Source organism: Arthrobacter sp. Dra40 (assembly GCF_059091905.1).
Genome location: NZ_JBNHHB010000144.1, coordinates 1 through 13178 on the forward strand (window position 1 = coordinate 1; position 13178 = coordinate 13178).

A 13178-nucleotide genomic window follows, 5' to 3' on the forward strand; every position below is an offset into this window, starting at 1 on the left:
TCGCAGCGCAGTTCCTCCAGCGAGTACAGGAAGTACGGCATCCGCTGCTTGATCATGAACGGGTCGAATGGCAGGTCGCCGCGCATGTGCGTGCGGTCGTGGATCAGGTCCCACATCACGAAGGTTTCCTGCGTCAGCTGCTGGTCATCCAGCAGCGCCGCGGCCTCGTCCGGCAGCTGCAGCGCGGTGATCTCGGCGGCGGCGCGGACCACGGTGCGGAAGCGGGCTGCCTCGCGGTCGGCGAAAATGGCGCCCCAAGTGAAGGCCGGGGTTTCGCGCACGGCCACGGTCTCCGGGAAGAGCACGGCGGAGTTGGTGTCATAGCCGGCCGTGAAGTCCAGGAAGCGGATGGGCACGAACAGTTTGTTGGAGTACGCACCGGCCTCCAGCTCGCCGATGAAGTCGGGCCAGATGACTTCGATCAGCACGGCCTCGACCAGCCGGTCGCTGCTGCCGTTCTGGGTGTACATCGGGAAGACCACCAGGTGCTGCAGCCCGTTGACCCGGTGTTGCTGCGGCTGGAAGGCCAACAGCGAATCGAGGAAGTCCGGCACGCCGAATCCGCCGTCGCGCCAGGCGCGGAAGTCCGCGGCCAGCTTGTCCAGATAATCGGCGTCGTGTTCGAACAGCGGCGCCAGCTGGGCGATGGCGTCCACGATGGCGTCCGTGTGCCGGGCCGCCGCCGGCTTGTTGCCGTCGTCCGGAACGGAACCGTCGCGGACCTGGAGCCCGCGCAGTTCGGTGGCGGCCGCCTTGAGCCGCAGCCAGGCGGGGTGCTGGGCCGGGTTGCCGTGCTGCATGCTGCGGGAATTGGAGCGCGTGGGGGTGATGGTCATCGTTGCCTCGCCTTTCCGTCGGCCGGGCAGGTCCCGGCAATCTGCTGAAGTATGTAGCGAGCGTAGCAACGCAACAGCCGCACTTATTTCAAAACGGGCAACAGGTAAGCAACTGTAATGCTCGGGGCGGAGGGCGGCCGCAAATGACGAAGCCCGGCTCGCGCTGGCCGGGCTTGATCACGGCCGGGGGACGAGGGGGCGTGTCCGGCCTGCAGGGAGGGAGGCGCTTAGGCGCTACTCGGCAGCCTTGGGCTCTTCTGTGCTCTTCAGTGTCAGGGAGACCGAGTTGATGCAGTAGCGCTGGTCCGTGGGGGTCTCGTAGCCTTCGCCCTCGAACACATGGCCCAGGTGCGAATTGCAGTTGGCGCAGCGGACCTCAATCCGCTCCATGCCCAGCGTCCCGTCCCGCAGGTAGCGGACGGTTCCCTCGGCCAGCGGCGCCCAGAAGGACGGCCAGCCGCAATGCGAGTCGAACTTCTCCTTGCTGGTGAACAGCTCCGCACCGCAGGCGCGGCAGCTGTAGGTACCTTCGGTGTGGCTGTCCCAGTACTCACCGGTGTACGGACGCTCGGTGCCCGCCTCGCGGAGCACGTGGTATTCCTCCGGGCTCAGCTCGCGCCGCCACTCGTCGTCGCTCTTGGTCACCGGGAACTGTCCGGTTTCTGTGTTGCTCATATTCTCTCCAACGCTCACGAGTCGCCAATGTATCCCGAGCCCGAGTACAGGTGCAGCACGGGAATCCCCAGCTTCTCCTGTGCGCGGTTGGCCCAGTCGGTGTGGAAGGTATCGGAAATGGCGTGCGGCCGGGTGATGACCACCGCCCGGTCCGCCGCGTGCGTGCCGACGTGAGCCACCAAGGCGGACACGCCGTCGTCCTCCACGATGTCCACCGTGGCCTTGAAGCCGGCTTCTTCCAGCAGCTTCACCGAGAGGCGCTTGGCCTCGGCTGCCTCAAGCCGGGCATCGTCCGGATCCGGCTGGCCTTGGGCCAGCTCGCGGAACGCCGTACCGACCTCCAGCATGCTCAGCCGCTCCAAAAAATCGAGCAGCAGGTTCCGCTTGGTGTCCTCAGGAATCAGCACTTGGAAGGTTGTCTGTTCGGCGACGGTCTGCTCACCGGCCAGCCAACCCAGGTTCTGCAGGTCGGCTTCGTTCAGCGGTTCCTCGGTCAGCACCACGATGGTTTCCGTCATGGGCCCAGCCTAATCAGCAGCCCCACCGCTCACAACAATCCGGCCCGCCGACGGCCTGCCGGTTAGCGGTGGGCGGCGTCACCGGCAAGAATGGAGCCATGGCTGTGTTCGAACGTTCTCCCCGGTCCGGGAACACTTCTGCCGGCAACGGCAACGGCACCGGCAACGGCAACGCCGCCCTGCCCAGGGCGCGTTGGCTGTTGCTGGGGGCAGTGGCGGGGGCGGCCGCGGGATCCATCCTGGCCGGCGCGACGTCCGGCCTGGCCTCCTACTTTGCCCGTCAGGTGCTGACTCCGGTCCGCGAGCATGTCCAGGATCTCGAGATCCTGGCCGTCGTCGGAACCTGGCCGGAGCAGGAAATCATCCTGCCGGCCACCTTGGACACCACCGCGCCGGGCGTCTACAGCGTTTACTTCGACGGCGGACGCGGCGTGGCGCGGGTGGGGGAGGTGACGTCGTACTCGCCCCGGGAGGGCACCGTCCAGCGCGCGGTCGAGCAGGTGTACACCGGCGACCTCGCCGCTGCCACGCGCGGCTGGTGGGGCGGGGCAGCCTACCCCGACCCGGCCGCCGTCGGGCTGGCCAACGAGGAAGTGCAGATCGAGGTGGACGGCGGCACCGCGCCGGCCTGGCTGGTCCGCGCCGAGTCGGAGGCCAGCACGTGGGCCATCATGGTGCACGGCCGGGGAGCATCCCGGGCGGAGGGCGTGCGCGCCGTGCGCGCCATCCGGGAACTGGGACTGACCTCGCTGCTGATTTCCTACCGGAACGACGGCGAGGCCCCCTCCGCGCCGGACCGCCGCTACGGGCTGGGCATGACGGAATGGCGCGACGTGGAGGCCGCGATCCGTTTTGCGCTGGCGAACGGCGCCCAGGACGTTGTCCTGGTGGGCTGGTCGATGGGCGGGGCGATCAGCCTCCAGGCCGCCGACCAGTCGCTCTACCGGAGCCGGATCCGGGCGCTGGTGCTGGACGCCCCGGTGATTGACTGGACCGATGTGCTGGCGCACCAAGCGAGGCTGAACCGGATTCCGGATGCGGTGGGGCAATTCTCGCAGTGGCTGATCTCGAACAAGGCAGGGCGGCTGTTGACCGGCCTGGCTGCTCCGCTGGACCTGAAGATGATGAATTGGGTGGCCCGCGCCGACGAACTGCAGGTCCCTACGCTGATTGTGCACAGCGAGAACGACGACTTTGTGCCGTACGGGCCATCCGCGGCCCTGGCGGAGAAGAACCCGCTGGTCACCTTCGAGCGTTTCAGCGGGGCCGGGCACACCCGGGAATGGAACGTGGACCCGCAACGCTGGGAGCGCGTGGTTACGGCCTTCTTGAGCCGTGTACTCCGGCCTGCAGGGATGCGCTAGCCGGCCTTTATCGGCGCGACGGCGGCCTGCGTCAGCGCCACCAGATCCTCCGGCGCAATTTCGACGTCCAGGCCGCGGCGCCCGCCGGAGACCAGGATGGTGGCGAAGCCCGGCGCGGTGGAATCCAGCACCGTGGGGCTGGCCTGCTTCTGCCCGAGCGGCGAGATGCCGCCCAGCACATATCCGGTGCGCCGCTGTGCCACCTGCGGGTCCGCCATGGCCGCCCGCTTGCCGCCCAAAGCCGCAGCGAATTTCTTCAGGTCAAGACTGGCGCTGACCGGCACGATGGCGACCGTCAGAGTTCCGTCCAGCGTGGCCATCAGCGTTTTGAACACGCGTGCCGGATCCATGCCCAGCGCCTCCGCCGCCTCCAAACCGAAACTGGACGCCGAGGGGTCGTGGGTATAACTGTGCAGCACATGCGGAACCCCCGCCCGCTGCAGCAGCGTGGTGGCGGGGGTTCCGGCGGATGGTTTGTGTTTGGCCATGCTCAGGCCGAGGCTGCGCGCAGCTGCCGGGCCTCGGAGATCAGGCGCTTGATCCGGAACAGCATGGCGGACATTCCCCGGATCCGCAGCGGCGTGATCGCACGGGTCAAACCCAAGTGCTCGGCGATGTCGTCCGGCACGGCCAGGATCTCCTGGGCCGGAAGCCCATTCAGCCCCTCGTGCAGCACCGAGGCGAAGCCGCGGGTGGTCGGAGCCTCCGGCGGGGCGGAGAAGTAAATCTGCACATCCTGATCGGGGTCGTCGCCCAGCTCCAGCGTGAGGAAAAGCGGCGACTGGCACTCCACTACCTGCTCCAGCAGCTCCGGATGACCGGCAAACCGTTCCGGGAGTTCCGGCAGTTCGCGGGAGAATTCCAGCAGCAACTGCAGCCGTTCGGCCTCGGTGACCGCCTGGAAATCGTCAATAATCTCGGCCAGTGATTGGGGAATGGTCTGGGGCGACACAGTCATCAGGTTAGGTTGCGCTCTCTGGGGGAGTTTCGGGTTCGCTAGTGTTAACGTTCAGCGCCGGACGGCTATTCCTCAGCGGGCCGCGGCGGGGAGCTGGCCGGGCTGGTCGCCCTTGACGATCGGCACCCGCACCGCGTTGCCCCATTCGGTCCACGAACCGTCATAGTTCCGGACCGTGTCGAAGCCCAGCAGGTGCTTGAGCACAAACCAGGTGTGGCTGGAGCGTTCGCCAATCCGGCAGTACGCCACCACATCGTCGCCCGGCTTCAGGCCGGCCTCGCCCAGATAGATGGCTTCGAGCTCTTCCCGCGTGCGGAACGTGCCGTCCTCGGCCGCGGCCCGCGCCCACGGGACGGACGCCGCCGTCGGGATGTGGCCGCCGCGCAGCGCGCCTTCCTCCGGGTAGGCCGGCATGGTGGTGCGCAGGCCGGAGTATTCCTCGGGGGAGCGGACGTCCACCAGCGGCTTGCCGAAGTGGTCCAGCACATCATTGAGGAAGGCCCGTATCGGCGGGTCGTTACGTTCAACGACGGGGTATTCCACCGGTGCGGGCTGCGGCACCGCGGTGGTGAGCTCGCGGCCTTCCGCTATCCATTTGTCGCGGCCGCCGTCCAGCAACCGCACGTCCTCGTGGCCGAACAGGGCGAAGACCCAGAGCGCATAGGCCGCCCACCAGTTGCTCTTGTCGCCGTACAGCACCACGGTGGTATCGCGGCTGATTCCCTTGGAACCAAGGAGCGCGGCAAAGCCTTCCCCGTCAACGTAGTCGCGGGTGTCCGGGTCATTCAGGTCGGTGTGCCAGTCGATTTTCACCGCCGACGGAATGTGTCCGGTTTCATACAGCAGGATGTCTTCGTCTGATTCCACCACCACGAGCCCGTCCGTGCCTAGGTTGTCCGCCAACCACTGCGTGGAGACCAAGCGGTCGGGGTTGGCATAGGCGGCGAATTTCTCGTTCTGCTCAGCGGCAATGGGCATGGCAGGACCTTTCCGTAGCGTGTAGGGGCCGTGCAAAACGGCGTGGGACTTCTGTTTAGCCTAACCACCGGAGCCGGCAAAAGCTTCCGGGCGACACCAACTGCCCCTGAATGCCGCGGGTAGCGTATCGTTTTGCTGGCGGCATTCCGTCCGCCATGTCACCTCATCCATGTCAGGAAAGCAGCGGTAAGCTTCACGTGCCCAAGATTGAACAGCTTTCACGCCGGACCCCCAAGGTGTCCGTGGACGAACTGCTGGCGGGCCTGCACCCGTCGCCGCGCTTCGGCGAAGTGTCCTTCGCCAGCTACCGTCCGGACCCGGCCCAGCCGTCACAAGCCGCGGCCGTCAAAGCGCTGCAGCACTTTGCCGCTGCCGTCGACCGGCCCAAGCCGAAGGGCTTGAAGAAGCTGTTTGGCGGTGCCAAGCCGGAAGGCCGCTCCGGCATCTACCTGGACGGCGGCTTCGGCGTCGGCAAGACGCACCTGCTCGCCTCGCTGTGGCACGCGGTGGATGGGCCGAAGGCTTTCGGCACCTTCGTCGAGTACACCAACCTGGTGGGCGCACTGTCGTTCCGCAAAACCGTGGAAGCCCTCAGCAGCTACCGCCTGGTGTGCATCGACGAGTTCGAACTGGATGATCCCGGCGACACGGTGCTGATGTCGCGGCTGATGCGGGAGCTGGCCGACGCCGGGGTCAAGCTTGCCGCCACCTCCAATACCTTGCCCGGTTCGCTGGGGGACGGTCGTTTCGCCGCCGTCGACTTCCAGCGCGAAATCCAGGTGCTGGCCGACCAGTTCGACGTCATCCGCGTGGACGGCGAAGACTACCGGCACCGCGGGCTGCCGGCCGCTCCGCAACCGCTCAGCGACCACGAACTCAAGCGCCGGATGCATGATTTCGACGGCAAGGTGGTGGCCGCAGACGAATTTTCCGACCTCGTCAGCCATCTGGAGGGCGTGCATCCAAGCCGCTACCGCCAGTTCCTCGACGGCGTGGACGCGGTTGCCTGGCACAACGTGCACACTATCTCCGAGCAGGCCGTGGCCTTGCGGTTCGTGGTGCTGGCCGACCGGCTGTATGACAAGGACGTGCCGATCATCGCCAGCGGCGTGCCGTTCGATCAACTGTTCACGCCGGAGATGATGTCCGGCGGCTACATGAAGAAGTACTTCCGGGCGGTGTCCCGCCTGACAGCGCTGGCCCGCGAGGGCCAGGCCGGCGAAGCCGCGGCGTAGCTCCTCGACGACGGCGGGCTTCTCAGCGCGCCTCAACGAAGAGCGCTGCTTAACGAAGAAGGGCGACGGCCCCGCCTCCCGGCGGTCCGGCGCCCTCCATGGCGTGCTAAGGACTAGTTGGACGAGGTGTTCCCGTCGGACGGCGCCTGGCCACCCGTGCCGCCGAACGAGTCGACGAAACCGGATGCCTTGGCCTGCAGGCCGTCTACCTGCTTGGAATACTTACCGTCGGTCTTGGTGTCGATGTATTCACCGACGTTGCCGACGGCACCCTTGATCGTGTCAGAGTTTTCTCCCACTAGACCGGCTGCCTTGTCCTTGAGGGCTCCTGCCCTGCCCTTGAGCTCGTCAAATAACGACACTGGCACCTCCTTTCCGACGGGGGGCCCTTCGCCCCTGTCATTCCATCGTAGGCACTTGTCAGCGGGTGCTCAATAGTTTAAACAACAAAGGCTCCCGCTGAAGGGAGCCGTTCGATGGTGGGCGATACTGGGATCGAACCAGTGACCTCTTCCGTGTCAGGGAAGCGCGCTACCGCTGCGCCAATCGCCCCGGTCTGCCCGAGGCGGGCGCTGGAGGAACTGAAGAAAAACGTGGAGCGGACGACGGGATTCGAACCCGCGACATCCACCTTGGCAAGGTGGTGCTCTAGCCAGCTGAGCTACGTCCGCGCGAAACTGTTCCGGATCACTCCGGCCTGTTTCAGTGGGCGATACTGGGATCGAACCAGTGACCTCTTCCGTGTCAGGGAAGCGCGCTACCGCTGCGCCAATCGCCCGTGATCTCTCACGAGATGTTGCCTGCCTGCCGTGCCACCGCACGAGGTGGGGACGGGATTCGAACCCGCGTATACGGCTTTGCAGGCCGCTGCCTCGCCTCTCGGCCACCCCACCGCGCCTATGAGCAAATGCCCTAGGACCGGCCAGCGACGCTGGCACTAAACAGTGACTTGCGAGCGGACGACGGGATTCGAACCCGCGACATCCACCTTGGCAAGGTGGTGCTCTAGCCAGCTGAGCTACGTCCGCAGAAGTTATCCATCACTTTTACCGCGAACCGTTAGTGGAACCGCTCGCGGCGTTGTTGTGATTTCCAACGAGTAAAAACTCTATAGGACGTTTCCCGCTTCGTCCAATCGGTCCACCAGCGGAGTGAAACGTCAGTGCACCCAGGGCGTCTCATTCACGACGGCGGTGCCCCCACTGAGGGGGCACCCCGCCTCGGATTCACCGCGGAGGTGCCGATGCGGCCGCGATGCGGCAGCCGCCACGCCGGCCGCCCGGCCCGGCGATTTTTGATTCTCCGGGCCGGTGGGCTAGCATTTCTACACGTTGCAGAAAGCGTTCGGCGCATCCGCAGCAGATCCGGGCGATTGGCGCAGTGGTAGCGCGCTTCGTTCACACCGAAGAGGTCACTGGTTCGAACCCAGTATCGCCCACCACATCACAACATCCCGGCCAGGCAGCAGCCCGGCCGGGATGTTTGTTTTGGTGCGCCGCCGGAGGCACGGAAGGTTGCCGTCGAAGCGGATCAGCCTCAGTGTGGGCTGCGGACCAGAACCGTCAGTGGAACCTGAGAAGATCTCTTTATGACTGCACCACTCCTTGCGCATGCCACCGCCAACGGCCGGATGTACGCGCGCTCCACCTCGGAGCCGCCGTCGGTCCCTTCCATCACCACGGTGATCGCACAGGAACCGACCACCCTGGACGGCTGGTTTGCCCACATGGCGGCCACCTCGCTGGCATCGGACGCCAGATTGGCCGAAGCCGCCGGAAATCCGGGCCAGCTGCGGACGCTGGCGAAAGAAGCCACGCTGGCGGCCGACCGCTACCGGGACGCGGCGGCGCTGCGCGGCGACCGGGTCCACGGGTACTGCGAACAGGTGGCGCTGCGGGCGCTGGACAAGGACCATGACGTCGCCGGCGCCCGGGAGGCCCTGAAGGCAAACGGCGAAGAGGCGTTCGCCGACCGCTTCGACGAATGGTGGCAGCTCTACTCAGTGGAGCCGATAGCCCCCGAGATCACCGTCTGGAACCAGGAAGTGGGGTACGCCGGCACACTGGACCTGGTGGCCAAGATCGCCGGTCGTACCTGCCTGATCGACTTCAAGACCAAGGGGACGGACCGTAACGGCCAGGTCAAAGCGCTCAATGACAAGGTTGTCATGCAATTGGTGGCGGGCATGAAGGCACAGGAGTCCTTGGTCGACGGTGTGGCGGGAAGCTGGGAGCCGTGGGCGCACGGTGACGATCCGTTGCTGTTGGGCGTGGCGATCGGCGAGACTGAAGTCCGGCCTATGCGGGCCAACCCTGAGGTGCTCCGCTGGCACTGGTACCGGTTCTGCTCGCTGCGGCGTGCCTGGGAGACGCATCTTCAGGTGTCGGAAGCCGGCCGCGCGCTGCTGCCGATCGCGCCTCCGTCCCCGGCACTGCAGGCGGCCCATCCAGCCCACTAAACTGGACCGGAACCCAACAACTTTCAGCGCCGTCTACGCGGCAGCAGTGAGGACAAGAACTACATGGCGATCCTGAGCATCCGGATTATCGGCGACCCCGTCCTGCGCACCAAGGCGGAACCGGTGACCGGGTTCGGGCCGGAACTGGCCAAGCTGGTGGCGGACATGGACGAGACCATGGATGACGTCGACGGAGCAGGGCTGGCCGCACCGCAGATTGGCGTCAGCCTGCGGGTCTTTACCTTCCGCGTGGGTGGCCAGCGGGGCCACGTGGTCAACCCGGTGCTTGAGCTCAGCGACGACTTCCAGGAGGACGTGGCCGAAGGCTGCCTGTCCATCCCCGGGCTGGGCTATCCGGTGCGCCGGCGCCGCTGGACGCGGGTGACGGGCCAGGACATGCACGGCAACCCGGTGGAGTACGAAGGCGACGGCATGCTGGCCCGCTGCTTCCAGCACGAGACCGACCACCTGGACGGGATCCTCTACATCGACCACCTCACCGGCGAGGACCGGAAGAACGCGCTGCGCTCCATCCGCAAGGCGGGCTATAACGAAGTGGCCGGCGAAACCCAGGCCCAGCGAGCCGCCAACGTCGACTCCGGCTTCAGCCGCGGACCGGAACGGGCACGCACCGGTTCCTTCGGGCAGCCGCTGGCATGACCGAAAACGCCAGCGGTTTGCGCGTACTGTTCGCCGGCACGCCGGGTGTGGCGGTCCCGTCCCTCGACCGGCTAGTCCAGGACGGGTTCGAGATCGTGGCGGTGCTCACCCGTGAAGATGCGCCGGTGGGCAGGAAACGCATCATGACTCCCTCGCCCGTGGCGGCCCGCGCCGGGGAACTGGGCCTGCCGGTGATCCGGGCCAACCGGATCGACCAAGGCACCATGGATGCCATCCGGGCAGCCACTCCGGATGTGGCGGCCATCGTGGCCTATGGCGGCCTAGTCCCGGAAGCCGCCCTGGGCATCCCGGAATATGGCTGGATCAACCTGCACTTCTCGCTGTTGCCCGCATGGCGCGGGGCCGCGCCGGTGCAGCATGCCATCATCCACGGCGACGATGTCACCGGCGCCTCCACCTTTTTGCTGGAAAAGGGGCTGGATACCGGCCCGGTCTACGGCACCCTGACCGAGGCGCTGCGCCCGGAGGACACCAGCGGCGACGTGCTGGAAAGGCTCTCCCGCAGCGGCGCCATGCTGCTGTCCCAAACCCTCGCGGCCGTCGGCGCAGGCAAAGCCGCGGCCGTGGCCCAGTCCGGCGATGTCAGTCTGGCGCCCAAGCTGTCCTTGGAGGACGGGCACGTTGATTGGCGGCAGCCGGCGCTGGCCATACGCCGCCGCATCAATGGTGTGACGCCCGAGCCTGGTGCCTGGACCATGCTCGACGGGCAGCGATTCAAGCTGGGACCGGTGCGACCGCGACCGGAGACCCGGGATTTGCCGCCCGGGGCAGTCAGGTTGTCCGGCGGTTCGTCGGCGTCCGCCCTGGTGGGGACCGGCTCCCACGCGATTGAACTGGACAAGGTCCAGCCGGCAGGTAAAAAGATGATGGATGCTGCAGACTGGGCCCGCGGGCTCGGGCAGCGTGAGGATGTGCACTTCGAATGAGCGGCCGGAATGAAGGCGGCCGGAACAGCGGCCGCGGCAACAACGAAGGACGCGGCCGACAAGGCGGCGGGGGCCAGGGGGGCGGACGACGTGATGCTGCCGGGCGGGAGCGCAACCGCGGCGGCACCCGGCACTACTCGCAGTCGGCTCCATCGCAGCGGTCGAGGACGGCAGATCCGGCCAGGCTGGCCGCTTTCGAGGTGCTGCGCGCGGTGGAAAGGGACGACGCGTATGCGAACCTGGTGCTGCCGGCGAGCATCCGCAAACACCGGTTGGACAAGCGGGACGCCGGTTTCGCTACGGAATTGGCCTACGGGGCCTTGCGCGGCTTAGGCACCTATGACGCCATCCTCGCCCGCTGTGTGGACCGCCCACTGGATCAGCTGGACCCAGCGATCCTTGATGCGCTGCGCCTGGGCGCCCACCAGTTGCTGGCCATGCGGGTGCCGGCACATGCCGCCCTTGACCAGACCGTCAGCCTGGCCCGCGCGGTGATCGGCGCTGGGCCGGGATCGCTCATCAATGCCGTGCTGCGCAAGGTGACCGCGCACGACCTCAGCGGCTGGACCGCCGAGCTGACGGCGGGGGAGACGGACCCGGTCAGGGCCGCAGCCTTGGAACACAGCCACCCGGAATGGATCGTGCGTGCCCTGCGGCAATCGCTGGCCGCCCATGGCCGCAGCGTGGACGAATTGGAAGACCTGCTGACCGCCGACAACGCCGCGCCCGTGGTGAACCTGGTGGCACTGCCCGGACTGGGCACCTTGGACGAGGCGGTCGAGGCAGGGGCCGAGTCCGGAGAACTGGTCGAAGGCTCTGCCCTGTATGCCGGCGGCGACGTCGGCCGCCTGGCCAGCGTCCGGGCCGGAACCACCCGCGTCCAGGATGCCGGCTCCCAACTGGTGGCACGCGCCCTGGCGGCAGCAGCCCCGGCAGCGCCGGGCGAGCGCTGGCTTGACCTCTGCGCCGGACCGGGCGGAAAAGCGGCCCTGCTCGCTGCGCTGGCCGCCCAACAGGGTGCCACGTTGTTGGCCAATGAAGTAGCCGTGCACCGTGCCGAGTTGGTCCGCAAGGCGCTGGCGCCGGTTCCGGCGGACGTCTGGGAGATCCGCACCGGAGACGGCCGCGAGGTCGGCGACCAGTATGCGGGCCAGTTCGATCGGATCATGGTGGACGCGCCCTGCACCGGCCTGGGAGCCCTCCGGCGCCGGCCAGAATCCCGCTGGCGCCGGAAGCCTTCTGACGTTGCCCAATTGGGTCCGTTGCAGCGTGAACTGCTCGAAGCGGCCGTCGCGGCCGCCAAGCCGGGCGGCCTGATCGCCTATGTGACGTGCTCCCCGCACCCGGCGGAGACGACGGCGGTGGTCGCCGACCTGCTGCGCCGTCACCCGGGGCTGGAACTGCTGGACACGTCCGCCGTGCTCGACGGCGCCAGCCTCCCGGGCCACCTGGAAGCGGGACAACCGGGCGGGGACACCGTCGGCCGGGCCGGCGGGACCACCACCCAACTTTGGCCGCACCGCCACGGCACCGATGCCATGTTCATGGCCCTGCTGCGCCGAAGCAACTGACCCGCGCTTGACCACCCCGCACGGGTTCCCCCACTTCAACAACACTTAGACAGGCAGGCAAGCATCCCGATGGCACACTGCTGCATCAACCCCAGCATCCTCTCGGCTGATTTCGTCAACCTCGAAGCCGAACTGCACCGCATCAGCACCGCCGATGCGGTGCATGTGGATGTGATGGACAACCACTTCGTGCCGAACCTGACCATCGGGCTGCCGGTGGTGCAGCGGATCCGGGAAGTCAGCCCCCTGCCCTTGGACGCGCATCTGATGATTGCCGATCCCGACCGGTGGGCCCCGGCCTATGCCAAGGCCGGCATCGAGTCGGTGACCTTCCATGTGGAAGCGGCCAAGGCGCCGGTACGGCTGGCCAGGGAACTGAGGTTCCATGGCGCCAAAGCGGGCATGGCGCTCAAGCCGGCCACCGCCGTCGAGCCGTATCTCGATCTGCTGCCCGAGATGGACCTGCTGCTGATCATGACGGTTGAACCCGGCTTCGGCGGCCAGGCGTTCCTTGATGTGACGCTGCCCAAGATCCGGAAGGCGGCGAACGCCGTGGCGGGCACCGGTCTGCCGGTGGCCATCCAAGTGGACGGTGGCGTCACCGAGGAAACGATTGTGCGGGCAGCCGAGGCCGGCGCCACGGTTTTTGTTGCCGGCTCCGCCGTCTTCGGCCAGGCGGATCCTGAGCAAGCGATCGCCTCACTGCGGGCCGCCGCCAAGGTCCTGTGAGGGCTGTTACACGATGTGACGGGAATGCGGGGACCCCCTGCAGCAGTTATGAGAGCATAGTTACGCAAACACAACGTGCTCCGGGGTCGGTGTAAGTCCGAACCGGCGGTTATAGTCCGCGACCCGTTGCCGAAAGTTCCACCCGGAACCCGAGGCAACGGTTGAACCGGTGGAATTCCGGTACCGACAGTTAAAGTCTGGATGGGAGAAGCACGTACAGGTGGCAGCCATGGGCCACCGGGTACGGTC

The 13178-nt window shown here is 66.9% G+C and carries 14 protein-coding genes, 6 tRNA genes and 1 riboswitch; of the genes, 8 read left to right on the forward strand and 12 right to left on the reverse strand.

Annotated features, from left to right (window positions below):
• From AC5RWT_RS27870 to AC5RWT_RS27880, 3 genes are all read right to left on the reverse strand, one after another.
• The coding region (locus tag AC5RWT_RS27870; protein WP_494083026.1) for a DUF6421 family protein at positions 1 to 836 on the reverse strand (836 nt) is incomplete at its 3' end.
• A 234-nt stretch (positions 837 to 1070) separates the two neighbouring features.
• Positions 1071 to 1511: a peptide-methionine (R)-S-oxide reductase MsrB gene (gene msrB, locus AC5RWT_RS27875; protein ID WP_494083027.1), complete on the reverse strand. Its 441-nt coding sequence runs from the start codon at positions 1509 to 1511 to the stop codon at positions 1071 to 1073.
• Positions 1512 to 1525: 14 nt separating this feature from the next.
• A complete protein-coding gene (locus tag AC5RWT_RS27880; RefSeq protein ID WP_494083028.1) occupies positions 1526 to 2029 on the reverse strand; it encodes a hypothetical protein in 504 nt (167 codons plus the stop codon).
• Between the two features lie 98 nt (positions 2030 to 2127).
• On the opposite strand from AC5RWT_RS27880, the gene AC5RWT_RS27885 reads away from it, so the two are divergent.
• Positions 2128 to 3393: an alpha/beta hydrolase family protein gene (locus AC5RWT_RS27885; protein WP_494083029.1), complete on the forward strand. Its 1266-nt coding sequence runs from the start codon at positions 2128 to 2130 to the stop codon at positions 3391 to 3393.
• Here the strand turns inward: AC5RWT_RS27885 and ybaK are convergent.
• From ybaK to AC5RWT_RS27900, 3 genes are all read right to left on the reverse strand, one after another.
• Positions 3390 to 3881: a Cys-tRNA(Pro) deacylase gene (gene ybaK, locus AC5RWT_RS27890; RefSeq protein ID WP_494083030.1), complete on the reverse strand. Its 492-nt coding sequence runs from the start codon at positions 3879 to 3881 to the stop codon at positions 3390 to 3392. The genes AC5RWT_RS27885 and ybaK overlap by 4 nt on opposite strands.
• A 2-nt stretch (positions 3882 to 3883) precedes the next feature.
• Positions 3884 to 4351 carry a SufE family protein gene (locus AC5RWT_RS27895; protein ID WP_494083031.1) on the reverse strand — a complete coding sequence of 156 codons (468 nt, stop codon included), beginning with the start codon at positions 4349 to 4351 and terminating at the stop codon, positions 3884 to 3886.
• 72 nt (positions 4352 to 4423) lie between these two features.
• Positions 4424 to 5329 (reverse strand): sulfurtransferase, encoded by a 906-nt coding sequence (locus AC5RWT_RS27900; RefSeq protein WP_494083032.1) that lies wholly within the window; start codon positions 5327 to 5329, stop codon positions 4424 to 4426.
• 197 nt (positions 5330 to 5526) lie between these two features.
• On the opposite strand from AC5RWT_RS27900, the gene zapE reads away from it, so the two are divergent.
• On the forward strand, positions 5527 to 6564 hold the full coding sequence (zapE, locus tag AC5RWT_RS27905) for a cell division protein ZapE (RefSeq protein ID WP_494043953.1): 1038 nt from the start codon (positions 5527 to 5529) through the stop codon (positions 6562 to 6564).
• Between the two features lie 113 nt (positions 6565 to 6677).
• On the opposite strand, the gene AC5RWT_RS27910 is transcribed toward zapE, so the two are convergent.
• From AC5RWT_RS27910 to AC5RWT_RS27935, 6 genes are all read right to left on the reverse strand, one after another.
• Positions 6678 to 6926 carry an antitoxin gene (locus tag AC5RWT_RS27910; RefSeq protein ID WP_452035867.1) on the reverse strand — a complete coding sequence of 83 codons (249 nt, stop codon included), beginning with the start codon at positions 6924 to 6926 and terminating at the stop codon, positions 6678 to 6680.
• Positions 6927 to 7041: 115 nt separating this feature from the next.
• Positions 7042 to 7116 (reverse strand) — tRNA-Val (locus AC5RWT_RS27915).
• A gap of 42 nt (positions 7117 to 7158) precedes the next feature.
• A tRNA-Gly gene (locus AC5RWT_RS27920) sits at positions 7159 to 7235 on the reverse strand.
• A gap of 35 nt (positions 7236 to 7270) precedes the next feature.
• Positions 7271 to 7342: transfer RNA gene (locus AC5RWT_RS27925), tRNA-Val, on the reverse strand.
• Between the two features lie 44 nt (positions 7343 to 7386).
• Positions 7387 to 7457: transfer RNA gene (locus AC5RWT_RS27930), tRNA-Cys, on the reverse strand.
• A 61-nt stretch (positions 7458 to 7518) separates the two neighbouring features.
• Positions 7519 to 7592 (reverse strand) — tRNA-Gly (locus AC5RWT_RS27935).
• A gap of 338 nt (positions 7593 to 7930) precedes the next feature.
• Between AC5RWT_RS27935 and AC5RWT_RS27940 the strand changes: the two genes are divergently transcribed.
• The 6 genes from AC5RWT_RS27940 to rpe all read left to right on the forward strand — a co-directional run bounded on the left by AC5RWT_RS27940 (position 7931) and on the right by rpe (position 12929).
• Positions 7931 to 8005, forward strand: a tRNA-Val gene (locus AC5RWT_RS27940).
• 147 nt (positions 8006 to 8152) lie between these two features.
• A complete protein-coding gene (locus tag AC5RWT_RS27945; RefSeq protein WP_494083033.1) occupies positions 8153 to 9022 on the forward strand; it encodes a cytochrome in 870 nt (289 codons plus the stop codon).
• A gap of 63 nt (positions 9023 to 9085) precedes the next feature.
• Complete coding sequence (gene def / locus AC5RWT_RS27950) at positions 9086 to 9682, forward strand: peptide deformylase (protein ID WP_494083034.1); 597 nt, start codon at positions 9086 to 9088, stop codon at positions 9680 to 9682.
• 17 nt (positions 9683 to 9699) lie between these two features.
• A complete protein-coding gene (fmt, locus tag AC5RWT_RS27955) occupies positions 9700 to 10629 on the forward strand; it encodes a methionyl-tRNA formyltransferase (protein ID WP_494083036.1) in 930 nt (309 codons plus the stop codon).
• Positions 10626 to 12200 (forward strand): RsmB/NOP family class I SAM-dependent RNA methyltransferase, encoded by a 1575-nt coding sequence (locus AC5RWT_RS27960; RefSeq protein WP_494043949.1) that lies wholly within the window; start codon positions 10626 to 10628, stop codon positions 12198 to 12200. The genes fmt and AC5RWT_RS27960 overlap by 4 nt, the downstream gene beginning before the upstream one ends.
• A 69-nt stretch (positions 12201 to 12269) precedes the next feature.
• Entirely contained in the window at positions 12270 to 12929 is a 660-nt protein-coding gene (gene rpe / locus AC5RWT_RS27965) for a ribulose-phosphate 3-epimerase (RefSeq protein WP_494083035.1), read from the forward strand.
• A gap of 72 nt (positions 12930 to 13001) precedes the next feature.
• Positions 13002 to 13146, forward strand: a riboswitch (FMN riboswitch).
• Positions 13147 to 13178: the final 32 nt, after the last annotated feature.